General features: G+C 64.8%; 18 protein-coding genes and 4 pseudogenes. 12 read left to right on the plus strand and 10 right to left on the minus strand.

Features of this window, described 5'->3' with window-relative positions:
• Positions 1 to 84 precede the first annotated feature (84 nt).
• Together AC629_RS15700 and AC629_RS15705 are read right to left on the minus strand one after the other, a co-directional pair.
• On the minus strand, positions 85 to 1,632 hold the full coding sequence (locus AC629_RS15700; protein WP_084805659.1) for an undecaprenyl-phosphate glucose phosphotransferase: 1,548 nt from the start codon (positions 1,630 to 1,632) through the stop codon (positions 85 to 87).
• 116 nt (positions 1,633 to 1,748) lie between these two features.
• Positions 1,749 to 2,883: pseudogene (locus AC629_RS15705) on the minus strand (glycosyltransferase family 4 protein).
• A 203-nt stretch (positions 2,884 to 3,086) separates the two neighbouring features.
• On the opposite strand from AC629_RS15705, the gene AC629_RS15710 reads away from it, so the two are divergent.
• The gene (locus tag AC629_RS15710) at positions 3,087 to 5,360 is read left to right on the plus strand and encodes a GumC family protein (protein ID WP_084805661.1); all 2,274 of its coding nucleotides are present in this window, start codon (positions 3,087 to 3,089) and stop codon (positions 5,358 to 5,360) included.
• Between the two features lie 76 nt (positions 5,361 to 5,436).
• Here the strand turns inward: AC629_RS15710 and AC629_RS15715 are convergent.
• Positions 5,437 to 6,619: pseudogene (locus AC629_RS15715) on the minus strand (GNAT family N-acetyltransferase).
• A 126-nt stretch (positions 6,620 to 6,745) separates the two neighbouring features.
• On the opposite strand from AC629_RS15715, the gene AC629_RS15720 reads away from it, so the two are divergent.
• Complete coding sequence (locus AC629_RS15720; protein ID WP_084805685.1) at positions 6,746 to 7,789, plus strand: polysaccharide deacetylase family protein; 1,044 nt, start codon at positions 6,746 to 6,748, stop codon at positions 7,787 to 7,789.
• Here AC629_RS15720 and AC629_RS15725 read toward each other — a convergent pair.
• Entirely contained in the window at positions 7,779 to 8,000 is a 222-nt protein-coding gene (locus AC629_RS15725; RefSeq protein ID WP_027529931.1) for a DUF2842 domain-containing protein, read from the minus strand. The two genes, AC629_RS15720 and AC629_RS15725, sit on opposite strands and share 11 nt — an antisense overlap.
• Positions 8,001 to 8,124: 124 nt before the next feature.
• On the opposite strand from AC629_RS15725, the gene AC629_RS15730 reads away from it, so the two are divergent.
• Positions 8,125 to 9,207, plus strand: a complete 1,083-nt coding sequence (locus tag AC629_RS15730) for a COX15/CtaA family protein (protein ID WP_084805663.1) — start codon at positions 8,125 to 8,127, stop codon at positions 9,205 to 9,207.
• 346 nt (positions 9,208 to 9,553) lie between these two features.
• On the opposite strand, the gene AC629_RS46840 is transcribed toward AC629_RS15730, so the two are convergent.
• Positions 9,554 to 9,787, minus strand: a complete 234-nt coding sequence (locus tag AC629_RS46840) for a hypothetical protein (RefSeq protein WP_168195497.1) — start codon at positions 9,785 to 9,787, stop codon at positions 9,554 to 9,556.
• Between AC629_RS46840 and AC629_RS15735 the strand changes: the two genes are divergently transcribed.
• Together AC629_RS15735 and AC629_RS50580 are read left to right on the plus strand one after the other, a co-directional pair.
• A complete protein-coding gene (locus AC629_RS15735) occupies positions 9,702 to 11,846 on the plus strand; it encodes a DUF7933 domain-containing protein (protein WP_502693016.1) in 2,145 nt (714 codons plus the stop codon). The two genes, AC629_RS46840 and AC629_RS15735, sit on opposite strands and share 86 nt — an antisense overlap.
• Positions 11,843 to 12,040 (plus strand): annotated as a pseudogene (locus AC629_RS50580) (IS5/IS1182 family transposase); the annotation flags it as partial. The gene AC629_RS15735 and the pseudogene AC629_RS50580, both read left to right, overlap by 4 nt.
• A gap of 28 nt (positions 12,041 to 12,068) precedes the next feature.
• Here the strand turns inward: AC629_RS50580 and AC629_RS48705 are convergent.
• From AC629_RS48705 to AC629_RS15760, 4 genes and pseudogenes are all read right to left on the minus strand, one after another.
• A pseudogene (locus tag AC629_RS48705) lies at positions 12,069 to 12,409 on the minus strand (hypothetical protein).
• Between the two features lie 124 nt (positions 12,410 to 12,533).
• Positions 12,534 to 13,814 (minus strand): O-acetylhomoserine aminocarboxypropyltransferase, encoded by a 1,281-nt coding sequence (locus AC629_RS15750; protein ID WP_074120602.1) that lies wholly within the window; start codon positions 13,812 to 13,814, stop codon positions 12,534 to 12,536.
• Between the two features lie 137 nt (positions 13,815 to 13,951).
• Positions 13,952 to 14,536: a CoA-binding protein gene (locus tag AC629_RS15755; protein WP_084805667.1), complete on the minus strand. Its 585-nt coding sequence runs from the start codon at positions 14,534 to 14,536 to the stop codon at positions 13,952 to 13,954.
• A gap of 126 nt (positions 14,537 to 14,662) precedes the next feature.
• Positions 14,663 to 15,487: an enoyl-CoA hydratase gene (locus AC629_RS15760; RefSeq protein ID WP_084805669.1), complete on the minus strand. Its 825-nt coding sequence runs from the start codon at positions 15,485 to 15,487 to the stop codon at positions 14,663 to 14,665.
• An 86-nt stretch (positions 15,488 to 15,573) separates the two neighbouring features.
• Between AC629_RS15760 and AC629_RS15765 the strand changes: the two genes are divergently transcribed.
• The 6 genes from AC629_RS15765 (at position 15,574) to AC629_RS15790 (ending at position 19,248) form a co-directional block, all read left to right on the plus strand.
• Complete coding sequence (locus tag AC629_RS15765; RefSeq protein WP_074120605.1) at positions 15,574 to 16,002, plus strand: PaaI family thioesterase; 429 nt, start codon at positions 15,574 to 15,576, stop codon at positions 16,000 to 16,002.
• 156 nt (positions 16,003 to 16,158) lie between these two features.
• On the plus strand, positions 16,159 to 16,623 hold the full coding sequence (rplM, locus tag AC629_RS15770; RefSeq protein ID WP_057756282.1) for a 50S ribosomal protein L13: 465 nt from the start codon (positions 16,159 to 16,161) through the stop codon (positions 16,621 to 16,623).
• A 1-nt stretch (position 16,624) separates the two neighbouring features.
• On the plus strand, positions 16,625 to 17,104 hold the full coding sequence (gene rpsI / locus AC629_RS15775) for a 30S ribosomal protein S9 (RefSeq protein WP_018320095.1): 480 nt from the start codon (positions 16,625 to 16,627) through the stop codon (positions 17,102 to 17,104).
• 229 nt (positions 17,105 to 17,333) lie between these two features.
• A complete protein-coding gene (locus tag AC629_RS15780; RefSeq protein ID WP_084805671.1) occupies positions 17,334 to 18,554 on the plus strand; it encodes a GGDEF domain-containing protein in 1,221 nt (406 codons plus the stop codon).
• 59 nt (positions 18,555 to 18,613) lie between these two features.
• The gene (locus AC629_RS15785) at positions 18,614 to 18,850 is read left to right on the plus strand and encodes a hypothetical protein (protein ID WP_084805673.1); all 237 of its coding nucleotides are present in this window, start codon (positions 18,614 to 18,616) and stop codon (positions 18,848 to 18,850) included.
• A gap of 101 nt (positions 18,851 to 18,951) precedes the next feature.
• Positions 18,952 to 19,248, plus strand: coding sequence for an antibiotic biosynthesis monooxygenase family protein (locus AC629_RS15790; protein ID WP_035673823.1), 297 nt, complete (start codon positions 18,952 to 18,954; stop codon positions 19,246 to 19,248).
• A gap of 5 nt (positions 19,249 to 19,253) precedes the next feature.
• Here AC629_RS15790 and AC629_RS15795 read toward each other — a convergent pair whose 3' ends face one another.
• A complete protein-coding gene (locus AC629_RS15795) occupies positions 19,254 to 20,399 on the minus strand; it encodes an AI-2E family transporter (protein WP_084805675.1) in 1,146 nt (381 codons plus the stop codon).
• A 259-nt stretch (positions 20,400 to 20,658) separates the two neighbouring features.
• Here AC629_RS15795 and AC629_RS15800 point away from each other — a divergent pair, with 259 nt between their 5' ends.
• Positions 20,659 to 21,432 carry a gamma-glutamyl-gamma-aminobutyrate hydrolase family protein gene (locus tag AC629_RS15800; protein ID WP_084805677.1) on the plus strand — a complete coding sequence of 258 codons (774 nt, stop codon included), beginning with the start codon at positions 20,659 to 20,661 and terminating at the stop codon, positions 21,430 to 21,432.
• Positions 21,433 to 22,421: the final 989 nt, after the last annotated feature.

Below are 22,421 nucleotides of genomic sequence, written 5' to 3' on the forward strand. Positions count from 1 at the left end.
AGCGAGATTCAGCCTCTGCGCTGCGGCGTACCGGATGCCCCACCCCAGTGCGCTCGTGCGCACGAGGCGGGGCGTGACGGAAACTCAATACGCGTTCTCGTTCTTGGTCAGTAGCGAGACCGGTGTCTTCAGGAGAATGACGAGATCGAACAGCACCGACCAGTTCTCGATGTAGTAGAGGTCGAACTCGACGCGCTTCTGGATCTTTTCTTCATTGTCGATCTCGCCGCGCCAACCGTTGATCTGGGCCCAACCGGTGATGCCGGGCTTGACGCGGTGGCGGGCGAAATAGCCGTCGACGGCTTCGTCGAACAGGCGGCTCTGCAGCTTGCCCTGCACCGCATGCGGACGCGGACCGACAAGGGAGAGGTTACCGGAGACGACCACGTTGAAGAGCTGCGGCAGCTCGTCGAGGCTGGTCTTGCGGATGAAGCGGCCGACGCGGGTGACGCGCGGATCGTTCTTGGTCACGACCTTCGAGGCCGTCGGATCGGCCTGGTGGTGGTACATCGAGCGAAACTTGTAGACGTCGATACGCTCATTGTTGAAGCCGAAGCGCTTCTGGCGGAACAGCACGGGGCCGGGGCTGTCGAGCTTCACCGCCAGCGCCACCAGTCCCATCACCGGCAGGGCTGCGAGCAGCGCGAGGCTGCCGACGACGCGATCGAACAACCATTTCATCACCAGATCCCAGTCGGTGATCGGCGCCTCGAACACGTCCAGCGTCGGCACTTCGCCTATATAGGAATAGGAGCGGGGACGGAAGCGTAGCTTGTTGGTGTGGGCGGAGAGACGGATGTCGACCGGCAGCACCCAGAGCTTCTTCAGCATCCCCAGGATGCGCGTCTCGGCCGAGATCGGCAGCGCGAACAGCACGAGGTCGACACGGGTGCGACGGGCGAACTCGACGATGTCGTCGACCTTGCCGAGCTTGCGTGCGCCGGCGCAGGTGTCGAGCGCGCGGCTGTCGTTGCGGTCGTCGAACACGCCGAGCACGTGGATGTCGGAATCCTCCTGCTCCTTCAGCGCCTCGACCAGTTGCTCGCCGTTGCTGTCGGAGCCGACGATGACGGTGCGGCGGTCGAGCCGGCCCTGGCGCGCCCAGGCGCGCACCAGCGAGCGCAGAACCAGACGCCCGGAGATGAGCGCGGCGAGTCCGAGGAAGTAGAAGGCGGCAAGCCACAGCCGCGACAATTCGGTGCCAAACTTGGCGAAGAAGGTGGCGCCGATGAACAGCAGGAAGACGAACGACCAGGACGAGATCATCCGCGTCATCTGCCGCAGCTGCCCGCGGAACAGTTGCACCTGATAGATGTCGGCGGCCTGGAAGCAGACCACGGCGGCGACCGCGACGGCGATGATCTGCGCAGGATAGACCCAGCTGAAGCCGGAAAGCGGCATGACATAACCGGCAAAGAGCGCGATGCCGACGAAGCTCAGCAGCACGAAATCGGCTGCGCGCACGATACCGGCGATCACGATCGGGGAATAAGCGCGGGCGACCTTCTGGTTGACGACTTCGAGCGCAGCGGGCGAGAGTCGGCGGCGGCGTTCCACAAAGGGTTGGTCAGCCGGCCCGGCCGCGGCGCTGGTCGCGACATCGAGCATCGAGCGTGCGTTGAGCGGTTCCACGGGCGTCCACGTCCATTCCAAAAACCCGCGGCGCGGCCTTGCGCCCGGGCGAGCATCCCCTGGCACTTCGACTATCGAACAAATCGGAAGATTTTCTAAAGCGGCCTTAAGGGCGGTTAATGATTGGTGAATGCATCGCGGTATCCCGCGAGCACGCCGTCGACCATCGCCTGCTGCGAGAAATGCGCGGAGATGCGCTCGCGTAAGGAAGCCACGCGCTGCGCGGTCGCTTGCGGATCGTCGAGCGCGGTCGCAATCGCCTCGGCCATCGCTTCGGCGTTGCTGGCCGCGAACAGGGCCGGGCTCTCCGCGCCAAAAATTTCGGGGATGCCGCCGACGCGGGCCGCGATCATGGGAATACCGGCCGCCCCCCGCCTCGATCACGACATAGGGCATGGAATCGCCGCGCGAGGGCACGACCAGGAGCCGCCCCTTGGAGAAGCCGTAGCGCGCCTTGATGTGACCGATGAAGCGGATCGCGCTGGAAAGGCCGAGCTTCTCGACTTGCGCCTTCAGCGCCGCCGTTTCCTCGCCGTCGCCACCGAGCGTGAGCGTGACCTTCTTGCCGCCCTCGTGCAGTCGCGCCACCGCGTCGACCAGGAGATCAGCGCCCTTGATGCGCCTGAACTCGCCGACATAGGCGAGGTCGGTGGCGTCATCGGCGATGACGACCGGCTCGAACTCTTGCGGCGTCACGCCGTTGAAGACGCAATGCACCACGCCCTTGGGCGTGCCGACGATGCGCTGATAGGTGTTACGGGCAAACGCGCTCTCGAACAGGAACAGGTCCGTCGAATCCATCAGCGTGCGTTCGAGCCGCGCGTAAAACTCGCCCTTGAGGGTGTTGAGGGGATAGTGCAGCGAGCCGCCATGCGGCGTGTAGATGCGGATGGTGTCGCCGGACCGCCGCCGCATGCGAACGAAGGCGCCGGCCTTGGCCCCGTGGCCGTGCATCACATCGGGCTTGAGCGTGGCGATCAGGCGCCGCATGCGCAGCCACACCAGGAAATCATCAGGCGACGGTTCGCGGCGGATCGCGAGCCGGTGCACGCCGAGCGTCAGTCGCGGCGCGAGCTCGGCCAGTGCCTTTTCCGCGCGCTCGCCGCCGGTGAGGCTGTCGGCGAGGATGCCGACGTGATGGCCGCGATCGACCTGGCCGTTGGCGAGGTCGAGGATGTGGCGGAAGATGCCGCCCACGGGAGCGCGCACGGCGTGCAGGATGCGGAGCGGCCGGTCGGGAGAGGGGGGCATGATCAGAACCAGCGCTCGACGGCGAATGCTCGAACAATTCTTGGGAAATATCGAGATGGATTAGGGGCCTTCGTGGTTAACAAACGGTGTCGGCGCGGTGTGCACCGGTCGCGGCATGGCGCGATTAACCCAGCGGCAACCTTAATGGAGTGTAATCGCGGCGGTTGCGGTGGAGTCGCGGCGGCGGCCTGCGGGAGTGTGAGATGCGTTTGGCGTTCTGGCGGGCCGGCAAGGACAAGGCGGTGGTCGAGCGGGCAGTTTCAAAGCCCAAGACTGAAGCCAGCGTGGCCGAAGCCAAGGCGACTGAGGGCGCGCCCAGGATTGAAGCCAAGCCCGCGCCAGTCGAATCCGGTGACATCGATCTTCATGCGCTCGGCGCGGCACTGGCGCGAAAGCGCAGCTGGATCATCATGCCGACGGTGCTGGCGCTGGTTGCGTCCGTCGCCGCCGTCAATTTGGTGACGCCGCGCTACAAGTCGGAATCCCGTATCCTGATCGACGGCCGCGAGAACGTGTTCCTGCGCCCGAACAGCGACCGTACCGAGGAGCGACAGGCCCTCGACGCCGAGGCCGTCACCAGCCAGGTCCAACTCGTGCTGTCGCGCGATCTCGCGCGCGAGATCATCAAAAAGAACAAGCTCGCGGAGCGGCCGGAATTCGATCCGGTGCTGAAAGGGATTTCGCCCTTGAAGTCGCTCGCGGCACTGGTCGGCATCGGTCGCGATCCGTTCTCGATGACGCCGGAAGAGCGCGTGCTGGACGCCTATTACGAGCGCCTCCAGGCCTACGCCGTCGACAAGTCGCGCGTCATCGTGGTCGAATTCCAGTCCGCCGACCCGGATCTCGCCGCGCGCGTCGCCAATTCGATCGCCGACGGCTATCTCGTGCTGCAACAGAATGCGCGCCAGGAGCAGGCGCGCAATGCCAGCCAGTGGCTTGCCGGCGAGATCGAGAATTTGCGCAAGAAGGTCTCCGACGCCGAGGCGAGGGTCGAGGACTTCCGCTCCAAGTCGAGCCTGTTTGTCGGCACCAACAATACGACGCTGTCGAACCAGCAAATGGGCGAGGTGAATACCCAGCTCAACAATGCACGTGCGTTGAAAGCCGATGCCGAGGCCAAGGCGCGGTTTATCCGCGAGATGCTCCAGAGCGGCAAGCCGATCGAGGCCTCCGAGGTTCTGAACTCGGAGCTGATGCGGCGGCTTTCCGAGCAGCGCGTGACGCTGCGGGCCCAGCTCGCCGAGCAATCCTCGACGCTGCTCGGCAACCATCCGCGCATCAAGGAGCTGAAGGCCCAGCTCGGCGATCTCGAAACCCAGATCCGCGACGAGGCGGGCAAGATCTCGCGCTCGCTGGAAAATGATGCCCGAATCGCGAGCGGCCGGGTCGACAGCCTGACCGTGAGCCTCGAGCAGCTCAAGAAGCAGGCGACGTCGACCAACGGTCAGGACGTCCAGCTCCGTGCGCTCGAGCGCGAGGCCAAGGCCCAGCGCGACCTGCTCGAGACCTATCTCGCCAAGTACCGCGAGGCCAATACCCGAGAGAGCATTGACGCCGCGCCGACGGATGGCCGTATCATCTCGCGCGCCATCGTCTCGAACACGCCCGCCTATCCGAAGAAGCTGCCGATCGTGCTCATCGCCACGATCGCGACGCTGCTGCTCTCGTCCGGCGTCGTTGTCACCGGTGAGCTGCTGCGCCAGACCGCGCCGCGCGCGGTGGCTGCGCTCACTCCGTCACAAACGCAGGCGCCGGTTCGCCAAGAGCCTGTTGTCGAGCCGTTGAATCAGCCGGTGGTCGAACCAATCGTCGATCCGGTCATGAGACAGCCCGCGCCGCTGCAGCCGGAGATGACGGCCGATGCCGATGTCACCGAATTCGCCGAGATCGAACGTCTGGCCGACAGCCTCCGCACCGCAGGTACGGCGGCGAAGAAGGTTACGGTGCTTGGCACTGCGGCGGGCGAAGCCATCACGCTGTCGATGCTGACGCTGGCCCGGCATCTGGCGCGCGATGCACGCGTCGTCGTGGTCGATCTCGCCGCGTCCTCGCTGACGCTTGCCGCGGTATCCGTCGACCCGATAGCGCCCGGCCTTGCCGAGCTGATGCAGGGCGAGGCGTCATTTGCGCAAGTCATCAACCGGGACAAGTTCTCGCAGTTGCATCTGGTCATGGCCGGCCGTCCCGGCTTCGACCGCAGCCTGCTGCAATCGCCGCGGGTGGCGCTCGCGATCGACGCGCTGCTCAGGGCCTACGACCACGTGCTGCTCGACGCCGGCAGCGCCTCCGATCTTCCGGCGGAACTGCTGACGGCGAATGCCCGCGCCGTCGTGGTGCCCGATGCGTCGATGGCGCCTGATGCGCGCGCGCTGATGTGCGAGCAGCTCAAGGCCGTCGGCTTCAGTGCGGTGACGATGCTGGGCAAGCCGGTGCAGCCGTCGGATGCGGTGGAAGCGCCGCGCGTGGTGGCGGCTTGATCTTTTCACCTTCTCCCACAAGGGGGGAAGGGAAAGGGGAGCCGCACGCGGTGAGAGACTGAGAGTCTTCGGCCGGCTACCCGAACGCCTGCCGCAGCCTTCGCGCCAGGTCGAACAGCATCTGGTTCTGCTTCACCAGCCGCTTGCCGCGGTTCAGCGAGGACATTGCCATCGCTGCGAGCTTTCCGCGCGAGGTCAGGGGGGACGAAGCTGTCAAAAACGTCTTCGTCGTCCTTGCAGAACATCCGCTTGTAGTCGTCCGAGCCGACACCGAGGTCGAGCGCGCGATAGCCGCGCTCGGCGTAGCGGTCGATGATGTAGCGCATCAGGATCAGGCCGGGGCTGTAGCGGGCATGCTCGGACATCGTGTAGGTGTTGAACATCATCGAGAAGCGCTGGCCGTCGGCGGCGCCGGCAAAGATGGCTATCACCTCGTCGTCGCATTCGAGCGCGTGGATGTCGATGACGCGGCCCTCGCCGCGTGGCGACAGGCAGGCGCTGCGGATGAACTGTTCGACGCCCGGCTCGGCGAAGACATTCGGCAGTTTCTGTTCCGCCATCCGCGCCGGCTTGATGCGGAAGAACCAGTCGAGCAGGCGGGTGACGTCGGCGTCCGTGCTGGCATGGTGATAGCGATAGCCGGCAAGCGCCTGGAACTTCTTCTCCTTGCTCTTCAGGCGGCGGCGCAACGAGTTGCTGATCCGCGACGCGGGCGGGCCGCCGGGCTCCATCACCAGCAGCGGGCAGCCGTTGATCGCGCTCTGCCGCGGCAGCAGCGCAAACGGGTTCTGTTGGTCGTGCCAGCGCAGCGGCTGCTGCGTCAGCGAGAGCACGTCGACATGCCCGCGCAGCGGCGCAAGCAGCGCGTCGAGGTCGGCGGCAGTGGTCTGCGCGGCGAACTCGGCGTTCCACAGGCCCATATTGAAGGTCGTATGCTTGCCGCCCATGAAGCAGGCCGTACGTACGCCGTGGTTTTGGCGCAGCGAGAGCGGCAGCAGCAGGAGCGGCCTGTGCTCGGCATCGCGGGCGATGAGGATGAAAGGCCAGGCGCCTTCGCGAGCCCCGACCAGTCGCTGCCAGGGGCTGAGCAGGTCGAAGCGCTGGTAGGGCGTGAAGAGGTGGCCGCTTTCCTCGAAGGCGCGCCAGACCGGCTCCACCGTGGCGAGATCGGTGACGATATCGACATGCGCGATGCGGCTCGCTTTCGACCGCGCTGGGGCTTCTGCCGTCCGGCTTTGCATCGCCGCAGCCATGGTCATTCGCGAAACCTGTCGAGAATCAGAATATGCGCAATTCGGCCTGTAGCCGACCTTTGCAAAGAAACGTCAACAAAGGGTAATGACAATAGGACGGTGCAGGCCGCCGACGAACGCGAAGGTGGGATATTGGCATCCGACGACAGATGGCTGGAGCGACTGCGCCGTGAACTGGCCTGGTTCACCGGCCAGCCGCTGTTACACAGCCGCGGTGCTGGCGCCATCCTGCGCTTTGAGTATGTGCGGCCTCGGCGGCGCGGCGCCTTCCAGCCGCTGCGCGAGAACGAGATCACGCCGCAATTCCTCGACCGTGCCATCCGCGCGCTGAAGCGGTGGAACTATGACTTCCTCGGCATGGACGATGTTTGCCGGCGCGCGGTGACACTGCCGGATAAGCGGCGCTTCGTGGCTCTCACCTTCGACGGCGCCAGCAAGGACTTCATCAGCTTCGCCTATCCAGTGCTGGCACGCCATTCCGTTCCTTTCACCATTTACGTTCCCACCGCCTTTCCCGATGGCGTGGGCGAAGCCTGGTGGCTCGGGCTCGAGCAGGTGATTGCACGCGGGAGCCGCATCAGTCTGATGATGGGCGAGAAGGAGCAGCGCTTCACCGTCACAGGCAATGCCGAGAAGCAGGCGCTGTTCTCATTGCTCGAGAGCTGGCTGCGTTCGCTTCCGCCGGTGGATTTGTCGGCCGCCATCGCCGATCTCTGCACGCGCTACCGGATCGATCTCGCCGCGCTTTCGCGCGAGGCATCGATGGATTGGGAGGATCTGGCCAAGCTGGCTGCCGATCCGCTGGTGACGATCGGCAGCGCGACCGTAAACTACCCCGTTCTCGCCAACATGAAGGACGCCGCCGCGCTGCGCGAGATGACAATGGGCAAGGCGGTCGCGGAGGCGGCGTTCCACCGCGATATCAGGCATCTCGCCTTTCCGTTCGGCGATCGCGCCTCGTTCCGGCGCAGCCACGTCGTGATGGCAGAGGAGGCGGGCTTTGCCAGCGCGGTGTCGACTATCCCGGGCATCGTCGATGCGGAGGGGCGCACCAATTTGCACGTGCTGCCACGAATTTCCTGGGACGGCCGAGTACGCTCGCTGCGCATGTTGCGCGTGCTGGCGTCGGGTGTTGCCTTTGCGCCGGTGAAGCCGACGGGCAGCGTCACGAGCTAGATTTGGCCCGATCCGGCCGCTGCATCCAGCTCACGATCGGCATTGCCGGCAGCACCCAGCCCATGCCGACCACGACGTAGTAGATCGCCTGCCGCCAGCCGGACTCGGCGATCCATGGCATCTGTGCCAGTGCCATTCCGAGCAGGGCCCAGACAGTGGCCAGCACCAGGAGCAGGATGGCGCCGAGGAACTTGCGGGTGCGGATCGTCATGGCGGAATGTCGTGGTCTCTTGCGTAACTTGCGCTGCGGGAGCGGGGGACTATAAGGGGCACGCAGTCCGGTTCAAGCCTCATTGGTTCAAGTCTCCTAGGACAAGGCCTGGTTTCGCCCTGAAATGACGACGATTTCCGCCCCGTCCGAGCCCTACCGCGCCGTGCGCTGGTGGCTGATCTCCGTGGCCGCGCTGATCGCGCTGATGGTGCTGGTCGGCGGCGCCACGCGGCTGACGGAATCCGGTCTCTCGATCGTCGAATGGAAGCCGGTCACGGGCAGCGTTCCTCCGCTTTCGGAGACGCAGTGGACCGACGCGTTCGAGGCCTACAAGAAGATCCCGCAATACCGCGAACTCAACGTCGGAATGAGCTTGTCCGAGTTCAAGGAGATCTTCTGGTGGGAATGGAGCCACCGGCTGCTCGGCCGTTTCATCGGCGTCGCCTATCTTCTGCCGTTCCTGTTCTTCCTGTGGCGCGGCGGCCTGTCCGGCGAGTTGAAGCGCAGGCTGTGGTTGCTGTTTGCACTCGGCGCGCTCCAGGGCGCGGTCGGCTGGTGGATGGTCGCATCGGGCCTCACGGAACGGGTCGAGGTCTCGCAGTATCGGCTGGCGACGCATCTGATACTCGCGCTGCTGATCTTCGCCGGCATCGTCTGGACGGTGCGACGGCTCGCCGAGCGGGCGCAGATCGCTGCATCTGCGCGGTTGCGCTTCACGAGCGCGCTGCTCCTCGTCGTGACTTTCGTGCAGATCTATTTCGGTGCGTTGGTCGCGGGCCTGCGCGCCGGGCGCGCCTATAACACCTGGCCGCAGATCGACGGCGCGTTCATTCCGTCTGCGGATCGGCTGTGGTTCGAGACGCCGTGGTGGCGGAATATGTTCGACAACGTGCTGACGGTGCAGTTCGAGCACCGGATGACCGCCTATGCGCTGTTCGTGCTGGCGGCGCTGCACGCGTTCGACGCGGTGCGCTCTCGCGCGGGCGCTGCGGTGGGCGGCGCGCTGTGGCTGCTTGCGGCGGTGAGCCTGCAGGCAGTGCTCGGCATCCTGACGCTGCTCAACCAGGTGCCGATCGGGCCCGCGCTCGCGCACCAGGCCGTCGCGATCGCGGTGCTCACGCTCGCGGTGATGCAGGTGGAGCGGCTGGCCTCGCGGCAATCCGCGGAGGCGCAGCCACGCGTTGTTCCGGTCGGTCAGGCCGGGTGATCCGCTAGACCGTGAATCCATAAATCTCCGGGCGGCCGGCTTGCCGGAGTCCGCTATCAGCCGATAGCAATTAAATTCCTCAGCGCAGCCAAATGACGCGATGGGCCAGAAGGCGATTCGCGAATGGCGATGGCGCCAAGCCAATCGGTCCCTTCGTACCTGCCGTCAAGACGGGAGCAAAATGTGGCGCCGACGCTACAGCTCCACAGAAACCAGGGCCAGACTGGTGCATTTGGCAAGCTTCACCGGTGCGCCGCCTTATAAGTTCCATCCGGGACTATGGGATGGAAAATGCAGTGGTGCGAAGTTACTGGGCCAAGCCGCGCGCGGTTGGCTCAAGCGGCCGTCAGGTCTCCGCCCGCAGCACGCTGATAGCAGCGATCGCCACCACGCTCTCTGCGGGCGCATTCGCCGAGCCAGCGTTCGCGCAATCGCCCCCGTCAATCAGTAAGGCCTTCTCCCCGAACCTGATCCCGGTCAACGGCACGTCGCAGCTGACGTTGACAATCACCAATCCGAACCCATCGACGACGTTGAACGGGATCAGCGCCACGGACGTTTTTCCGGGCGGAATGGTCATTGCCGCGACGCCTAATCTCGCCAACTCGTGCGGAGGCACCACCGCCGGCGGGACCGCCGCCGCCAACAATCTCGGTCTCACGAATGGAACGCTCGCGGCCAACAGCAGCTGCACGATCTCGGTCAACGTCACCGCGTTTGTGGCCGCAACGAACAGTACCGGTATCGTCACTTCGACCAACGGCGGCAACGGCAACACGGCGTCGGCCTTGCTCACGGTCACTACGCTGTCGGCCCCTACAGTGGCCCTGGCGTTTGGCGCGGCCACCGTCCCGGTCGGCGGAACGACCTCGCTCACTGTCACGATCACCAACTCCAACGCATTGCCGATCTCCGGCCTCACGTTCACGGACATTCTGCCGGCTGGACTCGTGGTCGCGACCCCGAGCGGCCTCAGCAATACCTGCGGCGGGTCCATCATCGCGGCCGCCGGCAGCGGGAGCCTTTCGCTCTCGGGCGGAACGGTCGCCGCCAACACAGCCTGCGTCGTTTCAATCAATGTGACCGCAACGACGTTGGGCGTGAAGTCGAACGTCATCAGCAGCGCCAGCTCCGGCAACGCCCCGGCAAGCGGGTCGGTATCTGCGAGCATCACTGTCAACGCCGCCGGCACGAGCACAACGCTGACCTCGTCCCTTAATCCAAGCGGTTTCGGCCAGGCTGTGACCTTCACCGCAACCGTCGCAAGCTCCGGTGCTACGCCGACTGGCACGGTCACATTCCTCGACGGAGGCGGCGCCATTGGCACTGGGGTCCTGGCGGGTGGGGTTGCAACCTTCGTCACGAGCGCGCTCTCGATTGGAACGCATGCGATCACCGCAAGCTTCGCCGGAAACGGCAACTTCACGACCAGCGCCTCGGCGGCGCTGACACAAATGGTCGGCACACCGGCGGACAGCGTCCGGCTGCGAGCGCTACAGCTCGCCGTGACAAAGATCGAGGCACAGGCCTCGGGTGCGGCGTTCCAAGGCGCGGTAGATGGCGCGATCTCGGACGGGTTCTCCGACAGCGGCGGTCCATCGCTCTCGTCGACCGGCAGTGGGGTGCACCTCAACTTCGGGGCGGAGCCGGGAACGCTGCAGGGGAGCTTGAGCGGGCCCGACACGCCCCCGAGCGCGCGGGAGAGCGTGCTGCGCGAAAGCGGCCTGTGGCCTGGACAGAGCTATTCGGGGCAACAATCCAGCAACACGGATTTCGGTAATTCGCGTGTCAACGACGCGTTCGGAGCGCTCGCCTACGCACCCACCTCCGCGCCTGCCAAGGCGCCACCGCTGCTCGCGCGTCAAGCTCGGGAATGGCAGTTCTGGGCCGACATCCGCGGCACCGGCTGGAACACGGACGTCTCCGCGGGCGACATCGCCGGCGGTCAGGTGAACGCGCTGCTCGGCGTCACCCGGCGCCTGACGCCAGACTTCCTGATCGGCATGGTGGGTGGCTATGAAACCTTCAACTATAGCTCGACGACCCTCAACGGGCGCTTGAAGGGCTACGGCTGGACCATGGGCGGCTATCTGGGCTGGCGGATTTCCTCGGTCATTCGTTTCGACGCGGCGCTGGCGCGATCGGGCGTGAGCTATGACGGCGTGTCGGGGGCGGCCTCAGCGACTTTCCCCGGCAGCCGCTGGATCGGCTCAGCAGGGTTGACCGGGACCTACAAGGTCGCACGCCTGGAGATTGAGCCCTCGGCCAAGATCTATGCGCTGTGGGAGCATGACAAGCAGTATGTCGACAGCCTCGGCACGGTGCAAAGCGCCTACGATTTCTCGAGCGGTCGGGCGAGTGGGGGAGCCAAGGTCGCTTATCCATGGGTGTTTGGCGCAGCCACGGGAGTGACCCCCTACGTGGGGGCGTACGCCGACTACTACTTCAACAACAGTGGCACTTCACCGCTGCTGCCGACGCAATTCGTGCAGGGGTGGTCCGCGCGGCTGACGAGCGGTCTCAACTTCAATATCGTGAACGGTGTTCGAGGGAGCATCGGTGCCGAGCTTGGCGGCCTCGGCAACGATTTTATCACCTGGTCGGTCGGCGGTCGCGCCAACGTGCCGTTTTCTTTCTGAGTACAGCGGATGGAGCATCGGCGAACATTCCGGCGGCGCGAAATCGCAAGGACCCGATCTGCTTCGCCCCGTATCTTTATCGTGTGCGAAAGCTCGTCGAACGGTTCTTCAACAAGGCCAGGCAATGTCGCGGTGTCGCGACCCGATATGACATGCTCGCAGCCAATGATCTGGCGTTCGTCAAACACGCCTGAATCCGAATTTGGTCCGCGCCCTAGCTGATCAGCAGTAGCCGTAAACGCCGCAGCGTAGGGCAGTCGCCAGAAATAATCGACCTGCGGTCCGCCGTAGTAGGCGCCCTGATAGTCGTAATCCCAGGGGCGCCCGTAATAGCCCGGCAGCGTGTTGGAGCCTGGCAGGAGCGGCGTCCCCGGCAGGTTGCGGACGTAGCTCCCGACGCCGTAGGCCGGCGAGATCAGCGCATCCGGATCGGTCTCGACATAAACTCGCCGCTCCGGCGGTGGAGCGGCAACCCGGCGGTTGGGCGTGGCCGGCAGGTCGGCCGCCATGGCGCCGGAGATGGTCAGCGTCGCGGCAAGGGCAGGCACCATCCAGCGCAGCATCGTCGGCTCCGAATCAAAGGGGCGATCCAGTGACGATGTATGCGGCAGATTTCGTTAATGACTGTTAACTGGAGCCGTCATTCCGGGGACGCGCGTCTGCGCGCCCCGGAAATGGCCGGAACAATTACGCGCCCAGCGCCTGTTCCAGATCGGCGATCAGGTCTTCCTTGTCCTCGATGCCGATCGAGAGCCGGACCACGTCGGGGCCGGCGCCGGATTTGATCTTGGCGGCGTCGTCGAGCTGGCTGTGCGTGGTCGAGGCCGGGTGGATGACGAGCGAGCGGGTGTCGCCGACATTCGCCAGGTGCGAGAACAGCTGCAATTTCGACACCAGGCTGACACCGGCGTCATAGCCGCCCTTCAGGCTGAAAGTGAACACGGCGCCCGCGCCCTTCGGTGCGTATTTGCGCGCGAGCTGGTTGTACTTGTCGTTCGCAAGGCCCGCATAGCTGACCGAGGCCACCGCTGGGTGGCCGGCGAGGAATTCGGCGATCGCCTTCGCATTGTCGCAGTGCTTTTGCATGCGCAGCGGCAGCGTCTCAATGCCGGTCAGGATCATGAAGGCGTTGAAGGGCGACAGCGCCGGCCCGAGGTCGCGCAGGCCGAGCACGCGGCAGGCGATCGCGAAGGCGAAATTGCCAAATGTCTCCTGCAGGCGGATGCCGTGATATTCGGGCCGCGGCTCCGACAGCATCGGATATTTGCCGCCGGTCGACCAGTCGAACGTGCCGGCATCGACGATGATGCCGCCGAGCGAGTTGCCGTGGCCGCCGAGGAACTTCGTCAGCGAGTGCACCACGATGTCGGCGCCGTGGTCGATCGGGCGGATCAGATAGGGCGAGGCCAGCGTGTTGTCGACGATCAACGGCACGCCCGCCTTGCGCGCCACCGTCGAGATCGCCTCGATGTCGGTGATGCTGCCGGCGGGATTGGCGATGGACTCGATGAAGATCGCTTTCGTGCGCGGCGTCACCGCGCGCTCGAAGCTTGCGATGTCATCGGGGTCGGCCCATACCACGTTCCAGCCAAAGCTCTTGAACGCGTGCGTGAACTGATTGATCGAGCCGCCATAAAGCTTTCGCGCCGCGATGAACTCATCGCCGGGCTGGAGCAGCTGCTGCAACACCACGACCTGCGCGGCATGGCCGGAGGCCACCGCAAGCGCGGCCGTGCCGCCCTCGAGCGCGGCGACGCGCTCTTCCAGCACTGCGTTGGTCGGATTGCCGATGCGGGTATAGATGTTGCCGAATGCCTGCAGGCCGAACAGCGAGGCGGCGTGATCGGCATCGTTGAAGACGAAAGAAGTCGTTTGATAAATCGGAGTCGCGCGCGCGCCGGTGGTGGGGTCGGGCTGTGCACCGGCATGCACGGCGAGGGTTGAAAATCCCGGAAGGCGATCGCTCATTGAGACGTCCTGTTCTAGTGGTCTGAAATCGCGCGGCATGCTGATGGCCGCCGCGGCTGTCGTCAAGGCGCCGCGTCACATCGGAATGATCTTGCTACCCATTGTCGCGTTCGCGAAATGAATCCTTCGCGATTGCGTCAACCTTGCTCGGACTTGTTTTTGGCCGCGCGATCAGAGGCCGCGGTGTCGCCGCCGCCGACACTCATCCGATTGAGGGATAACCGCATGCCTTGTGTCGGCGCCGGCGGTCGCTTGGAGCTGAGGGTGCGCGAATTGACGCCCATCCATGATATTTCCGACGACAGCCGGCCATATTCGATCTTGGGGCAGCGATTCATCACGACCTTGATACCGGCCGCTTCCGCCTTTTCCGCCGCCGCATCGTCGCGCGCACCGAGCTGCATCCAGATGACCTTCGGCAGCGGATCGAGCGCCAGGGCTTCCTCGACCACGGGCATGATGTGGCTGGAGTTGCGGAAGATGTCGATCATGTCGATGGGACGGCCGATGTCGCGCAGCGAGGCGACGAATGGCTTTCCGAGCAGCTCCTTGCCGACATGGCCGGGATTGACCGGGATCATGTCGTAGCCGCGCTGCGCCAGATATTTGAACGCAAAATAGCTCGGCCGCACGTTGACCGGCGAGGCGCCGACCATCGCGATCGACTTCACGCTGTTGAGGATGCCGCGGATGTAATTGTCGGGGTAGGCGTCGTGGTTCATCTGTTCTTTCTCTGACCCTCGTGGTGAGGAGCGCGGAACGCCCGTCTCGAACCATGAGGCCACTGTCGGGTCTTCATCCTTCGAGACGCCGCGTTCCGCGGCTCCTCAGGATGAGGAGTTGGTTAGCTATTCATCCCGCCATGTCGGCGTGCGCTTCTCGATGAACGCACCTATGCCTTCTTCGGCGTCGCGTGCCATCATGTTCTCGGTCATCACCTCTGCCGCATAGCGGTAGGCGTCCGCAAGGCTCATCTCGGCCTGACGGTAGAACGCTTCCTTGCCGAGCTTGACGGTGTAGGCGGATTTCAGCGCGACCTTTTCCGCGAGCGCGATTGCGGCGTCGCGCTCGGTTCCGGCCGCGACCACGCGATTGATGAGCCCGATCTCTCTCGCTCGCGCGGCCGGGATCGGCTCGCCCGTGAGCAGCATCTCCATCGCCTGCTTGCGCGGCACGTTGCGCGACAGCGCAACCATCGGCGTCGAGCAGAACAGGCCGATGTCAACACCCGGCGTGGCGAAGCTTGCCGCTTCCGAGGCGATCGCGAGATCGCAGCTTGCCACGAGCTGGCAGCCGGCCGCGGTCGCGATGCCCTGGACGGCAGCGACCACAGGCTTTGGCAGATGCACGATGGCCTGCATCATCGCGCTGCAGGCGTTCATCATCTCGGCGAAGAAGGCGCGGCCACGATCCGGATCGGTGCGGCGCGCGGTCAGCTCCTTCAGGTCGTGGCCGGCGGAGAAGGCGGGACCGTTGGCGGCAATGACGGCAGCGCGGATGCGCCTGTCCTCGGCGATCGCGTTGAAGCTTGCATGTAACTGCCCGATCATCGCTGCCGACAGGCTGTTGCGTGCGGCGGGGCGGTTCAGCGTGAGCACGGCGACACTGCCGACGATCTCCCGCAGGAGGATCGGCGGGGGCGGGGAGGAGGCGCGGGTGGCCTGGACGGGCATTGACGCGATTTCCGTTGGATGATTGCAATTGGATGACGCAGATAACTTAGTGTAACAGGCCAAGTGAAGCGAGAGTGGGGAATAGCATGGCGTTAGCGAAAATGAGCGTGGCGGAGGTCGAACAATTTCTCCGCGACGAGTTTCCCCAGGCCTTCAGTGGCGACGACATCACGATCGAGAGCGCGGACGGCCAGACCTGCCTTTTGCGCCAGCGTTTCAGCGAGAGGATGCTGCGGCCGGGTGGAACCGTGTCAGGGCCGACGCTGATGGCGCTCGCCGATTTCGCGATGTACGTGGTGCTCCTGTCCGCTATCGGGCCGATCGGGCTCGCCGTGACCACCAATCTCAACATCAACTTCCTGCGTAAGGGCCAGCCCGGCCAGGACGTGTTGGCCGAGGCCCGGCTGCTCAAGCTAGGCAAGCGGCTCGCGGTCGGCGAGGTGAACCTGCTGTCCGGTACCTCACCCGATCCGATCGCCCATGTCACCTCGACCTATTCCATTCCAAATGTTTGAGCTTTTGGCAGGTAATATAGCACCATATTTTTAAGCTATTGATTCTACGAATGTAATTTCCGTCATTGGGCGTTGACCGTTGCGCGTCTCTTCTCTAGAAACCCGCGCAGTCCGGTGCGGTGTTCGCGCCGATGTCTCCCTCACGGAAATTCTGACATGAAAACCTTTTCGGCAAAGCCGGCCGAGGTGACGAAGAAGTGGGTGCTGATCGACGCCAAGGGTCTGGTCGTCGGCCGTCTCGCCACCATCGTCGCCATGCGCCTGCGCGGCAAGCACCTCCCGACCTACACGCCGCACGTTGATTGCGGCGACAACGTCATCATCATCAACGCCCAGCATGCGGTCCTCACCGGTCGCAAGCGCGAGCAGAAGACCTACTACAAGCACACCGGCTACGTCGGCCACGTCAAGGAGCGCACCGCGCGCCAGATCCTCGAGGGCCGTCATCCCGAGCGCGTGCTCGAGAAGGCCGTCGAGCGCATGATCCCGCGTGGTCCGCTTGGCCGTGTCCAGATGGGTAACCTCCGCGTCTATGGCGGCGCCGATCATCCGCACGAGGCCCAGACGCCCGAGAAGCTCGACATCGCCAAGTTGAACCGCAAGAACACGAGGGCCGCATAACATGGCCGAATCCATTCAGTCGCTCGACCAGCTCTCGCAGCTCAAGACGGCGGCCGCGCCCGACGCGCCCAAGCATGAGAAGAAGGTCGATAAGTTCAACCGCGCCTACGCCACCGGCAAGCGCAAGGACGCGGTCGCCCGCGTCTGGATCAAGCCGGGTGCCGGCAAGGTCACGGTCAACTCGCGCGAGGTCGAGGTCTATTTCGCCCGTCCCGTGTTGCGCATGATGATCGAGCAGCCGTTCTCCGTGGCCCAGCGTTCCGGCCAGTACGACGTGATCTGCACCGTCGCCGGCGGCGGTCTGTCCGGCCAGGCCGGCGCCGTCCGTCACGGCATCTCCAAGGCGCTCACCTATTTCGAGCCGGAGCTGCGCAGCGTGCTCAAGAAGGGCGGCTTCCTCACCCGCGACTCCCGCGTGGTCGAGCGCAAGAAGTACGGCAAGGCCAAGGCCCGCCGGTCCTTCCAGTTCTCGAAGCGTTAATCGCTTCGGTCGCATTCGCCGCGAAAGCGGCTTCAATGAGATGCAAAAGGGCGCTGAATTCAGCGCCCTTTTTGTTGTTCGTTTGTACGCAAATTGATGGCTTGTTTCCCGAAAACTTGGCCTCCCGTGAAAACCTGAATGTCACTCGCGGGACATAGCGTCGCATCTGGAAGGGCGCGCAAATCGGATGTGCCGATCGCGTAACTGCTATGTTCAAGAAGGGGCCGACATGATGTCGCTCGATAGCATCACGCTCTATTTGGTCGCCACGATGGTCGCCGCCTTGCTCGGCGCCATGATGGTGTTTTTTGGCAGGCAGGAGAACAGCCCTGCGCTGAAATGGTGGGGCACCGCGTATCTCCTCGGCGCCGCCTCCGTCGCGCTATGGACGGCGGCCGGCGACAAGCTGGGCCCGCATGTTTGTCTCGCGCTGAATGCGGTCGGCTTCGTTGCCTGCGGCATGGTGTGGAATGCGGCGCGTGTCTTCCGCGGCCGCAAGCCGAACTGGGGCGGCCTCGTGCTCGGTGCGCTCGCCTGGATTGCCGCCGTCACGCTGCTCGATCACGCGGCGTCACTGTTGCGCATGATCATCGGCGCCGGCATCGTCTCGGTCTATGCGGCGCTGACCGCAAGCGAGCTCTGGGTCGAACGGCGCAAGAGCCTGCAGCGGCGCTGGCCCGCCTTCGTGGTGCCGGTGATGCACGGCTGCGTGTTGATGCTGCCGATCCTGATCGGCAGCTTCCTGCGTCCCAACGATGCCGGCTTCTCCGCCAGTATCTGGGTGACCGTGTTCGCGGTCGAGCTCGTGCTCTATGCCGTCGGTACCGTGTTCGTGATCTTCATGCTGGTGTCCGAGCGCACCGTCACCGCGCACCGGACCGCCGCGTCCACCGATCCGCTGACCGGCATGTTCAACCGCCGCGGCTTCTCGGAGGCCTGCGGACGCATGATCGAGCGCGAGGCCAAGGCGGGGCGGCCCGTGACCGTGATGATCTTCGACATCGATCACTTCAAGTCGATCAACGACCGCTTCGGCCATCCCGCCGGCGACGAGATGCTGAAACTGTTCTCGACCGTCGTCGTCAGCAATCTGCGCATCTCCGACCTCTCGGGGCGCATCGGCGGCGAGGAATTCGCGGCCTTGCTGCCGTGTCCGCTTGAGGAGGGCGTGGTGGTCGCCGAGCGCGTACGCGAAGCGTTCGAAACCTCCGGCGTCGTGGTCGATGAAGGCCCGGTCGACACCACCGTCAGCATCGGTGTCGCCGGCGGTCCGGCCGGCACCGAACTCGAGGTTCTGCTGGCCTCGGCCGACACCGCGCTCTACCAGGCCAAGCGCGGCGGCCGTAACCGCGTTGAGGCGGCGGAGGAGCTGCCACTGTCGCTGGAGAACTGGCGCCGCCAGAGCGCCGCGCGGGTCGGCGCGCCGCAGGGGCGTACGGCAACCGCCTGAGACGCAGGCAGCCTTCGTGGTAATCCGCTGTTTACCATTCGATCCCTACCATCGCGGTTATGGAATCGATCCGTCGACAGAACCCGCAGGCTGCCCTGATGTCGCTCGAAGCCGCTGCAGCCTCGGCACGCGGCGGCTTTGCCTGCCTGTTCTCCACCGCGGATGAATACGAGACTGCGCTGATCACCGTGCGCCGCGCCCAGGGGCGCTATGCGCAAGGCCGCAGCTATTGGCCATTCGCACTGTTTGCCGGTTGCGCGCTGGTGGTGGCAGGTATCGTTCTGCTGTTCGCCTGAGCGACCCGTACATCCCGGCCGGGCAGGGCGCCGTTTCGGCGCCTTTTTCTTTTGGACGGGGTGCGGTAGACACGCCCATCGACCAAGAAGGGTGGAAACCGATGATCACCGAGATCGCGCAAATCGACGTCAAGCCGGGCAGCGAGAAGGACTTTGAGGCGGCCGTTGCCAAGGCCAAGGCCGCTTTCGGCCGCTCCAAGGGCTTTCATGGCTTCGAGCTGCACAAGTCGATCGAGAAGCCGCAGCGCTACCGGCTCATGGTGAAGTGGGCCACGCTGGAGAACCACACCGTCGATTTCCGTGGCTCCGAGAACTTCACCGAATGGCGCGGCCTCGTCGGCCAGTATTTTGCGTCTCCTCCGGAGGTCGAGCACACCGAGACCGTGCTGACGACCTGAGTGCGTCAGGCCGCCTCTGCCAGGGGCGGCGCCTCATACGTCTTGAAATGGTCGATCATGACCTTGGCGATGGCGACCAGCGGCAGCGCCAGCGCCAGGCCCCAGATTCCGAACACGACGCCAAGCAGGATCTGGAACGCGAACAGCGTGGCCGGCGGAATGTCCAGCGCCTGCCGCTGGAGCACCGGAGTCAGCACATAGCTCTCCATCGCATGCACCCCGAGGAACAGCAGCAGGGCGGATAGCGCGGGAATCCAGCCCGAAGCCAGACTTGCCAGCACCACGACGACGCCGGCGATGATGGCGCCGACGGTCGGGATGAAGGCGAGCAATCCGGCCTGAATTCCCAGGATGAACGAGCTGGGGATACCGATGATGGCAAGCCCGATCCAGGTCACGACGCCGACCGCGATCATGACGATGATCTGCGCGATCAGCCAGCGCTCCAGCGTCTCGCCGATTTGGTCGATGATGAGAGCGGCGCGGGTGCGGTGCCTGGCCGGCATGAGGAACAACAGGCCGTCGTGATAAACGCTCGGCTGGGTGGCGAAGGCGAGCCCGAGAAACAGCACGATGAAGATGTTGCCGACGGCGCTGATCGTGCCGAGCAGCAGCTTGAAGGTCTGGCTCACGATCGCTCCGCCGCTCGAGGCGAGCGCGCCCGCGCTCGGCAATCCACCGCGCGAGGCCGAACTCGGCGCTGGCGCCGACGCAGCGTCGGTGGAGGCGGCGGGCGCGGCATTGCCGAGATCGAAGACGCTGGTGTCGATGCCGTGGCTCTCGAGGAAGGACCGGACATTGGTGAGCTGCGACTTGATGGTCTTGCTGAGCACGGAAGCCTGCTCGGCGATGGTGGCGCCGCCGAGATAGGCGACGCCCGCGAGCATCAGGGCCAGCGTGACGCAAACGATCGCGAGCCGCACCGCGTGCGGCAGGTGCACGCGGCGGCCGAGCGCATTCGTCAGCGCGTTGAGGGCGACGCCGAGCAGCATGCCGGTGAAGATCAGAAGCAGGGTGGCCGCGAAATACCAGGCGAAGGCCAGGAGAGCCGTGAACAACACGACGCCGATGCCCCCGACCGCGATCGCCCAGGCGTGATCTTGAGCCTGATCGTTGCGGGTCCGGGGCCGTTCATCTCTGGAAATGGTCACATCGGGTCCTTTTGGCTGTGGGCGGGGCAGTCTTTCGCGAAATTTCACCAGGGATCAAGCCGCGCCCAAGTACCGACTTGACGCGTTTTGGCGCCTCGAGGGCCAACGCTAAAGGGGCGAAAGGGGGACCGGGCCCGCCCCGGCGGCCCGGGATTTGCGCGAAAATAGCATTGCCGTCCCGCGATCCCCTATGTTGAATTTGTTCCAAGCCAAGGGCATGTTTGGGGAATCTTCTTTGGCGGGGAGGTCGGAACGGGAGATGAGAAAGCCGGTCGTCGGCGTGATCGGGAATTCCCATCGCGTCGAAAATCGATTTCAGGTCCAGATGGTCGGCGAGCGAAACTTGCGCGCCGTGGCCGAGGTCTCCGGCGGCTTGCCGGTGATGTTTGCTGGCTCGCCCGACATCACTGACATCAGTGCGCTGCTCGACACTGTCGACGGCATCGTCCTTACCGGCGCCCGGGCCAACGTGCACCCGACCCGTTTCAACGTCGACCCCTGCGAGAAGCACGAGCCCTATGACGTCCACCGCGACGAGGTCGCGCTGGCGCTGTCACTCGCCTGCGTCTCTCGGGGCATCCCGCTGTTCGGCATCTGCCGCGGCCTCCAGGAGATGAACGTCGCCTTCGGCGGCTCGCTGCATCCCGAGATCCGCGAAATACCGGGCCGCATGAACCACCGCATGCCCAGGCTCGAGAACGGCGAGATCCATCCCGATCCGACCGTGGTGTTCGCCGACCGCCACGATGTCCTCCTCACGCCGGGCGGTGCGTTTGCACAATTGCTCGGCTGCGAGACGATCCGGGTCAATTCGCTGCATGGCCAGGGCATTCTCGATCCTGGCAAGCGCATCCTGATCGAGGGCGTCGCCGAGGATGGCACCATCGAGGCGATCCGCATCGCGGAAGCCCCGACCTTTGCGCTCGGCGTGCAATGGCACGCCGAGTACGACCCGCAGCACAATCCCGTCAACCGAAAGCTGTTCGAGGCTTTTGGCGAGGCGATGGTCGCACGGCAGCGCGCGGCGGCGTAGGCGGCGAGAGAGCGTCGGGCACGCTCTCGACACATTGTCATCGCGAGTCCGGGCAATGGCATCGCTCTCTCAATTTGCCTTTCCAAATAATTGACACGCCTTCGCATTCTCGCGGCGCGTGTCGCCCGAGCTTTACGGTTTCGTTCGCGCGCCTTGAGACCAAAGGGCGCCGGGAGGGTCGGGCGCCAGCGGCACCCGCAGGTCCGTGCGCTAGAGAAATGCACACGGGTTGGACCACAGGTTGGCCGAACGCCCGGCCTTCCCTGCGCGGATGGTTTTAACGGTGTCCTTCGTGCTCTCCCCGGGGAGCGATGCACTATTGCCCCCGTCGCCCTGCGGATCGCTGATGCGCGTGCCCGGTCGGGCCGTACCCATCACGGCAAGACTTGACGCACAGGCTCCGGGCGTCAGGACCACACGACTTCTCCGTCCGCGGACGGTCCCGCCTGGGTGCCGGGGGCTCGCGTGTGCTCGCCCCTGGCAACCGACGAACCCGCTGTGACGGCGCCGGGTCGTACCGCGTCGCGTGGATTACTCACGGTTGCCCGCCCTGTGATCATGCCATCCGCGCCGGCGCTGCCGCGTCCACCGCCATCCGGCCCGCATCTCGTGACGGTCGCGAACGCCCCTTTGGCAGGGCCGAGGCGAAACGCTTATGCTACAAATCCGAAATTCGGAAAAGTAAAATACTTTTACGGCGAGGGCTTGACGCGATGTTTTGCCCGACGGGTCGCGCAAGGTCTTGCCTGTCGTTCCGGGGTACGTGAGTTGTCCGCCGGAAACAGGTACCTGAGCGGGCTGCCGCGTTCGCTCGGGCCAAATCGCTCATGTCTGCTCTTGGGCCCATAGGCGGGCACGGCGAGTACTGCAGCTTAGGTCGCCTTCTGACCCTGGCTGTGTAAAAACGCGAATGATCGAGACACGGCTAGAATTACATTCTTCAGTTCGTCGTCTAAGTTGAAGCCACGTGCTAGCCTAAGCGCTAGAAC

This window comes from Bradyrhizobium sp. NAS80.1, from assembly GCF_001908205.1.
GTDB lineage: Bacteria > Pseudomonadota > Alphaproteobacteria > Rhizobiales > Xanthobacteraceae > Bradyrhizobium.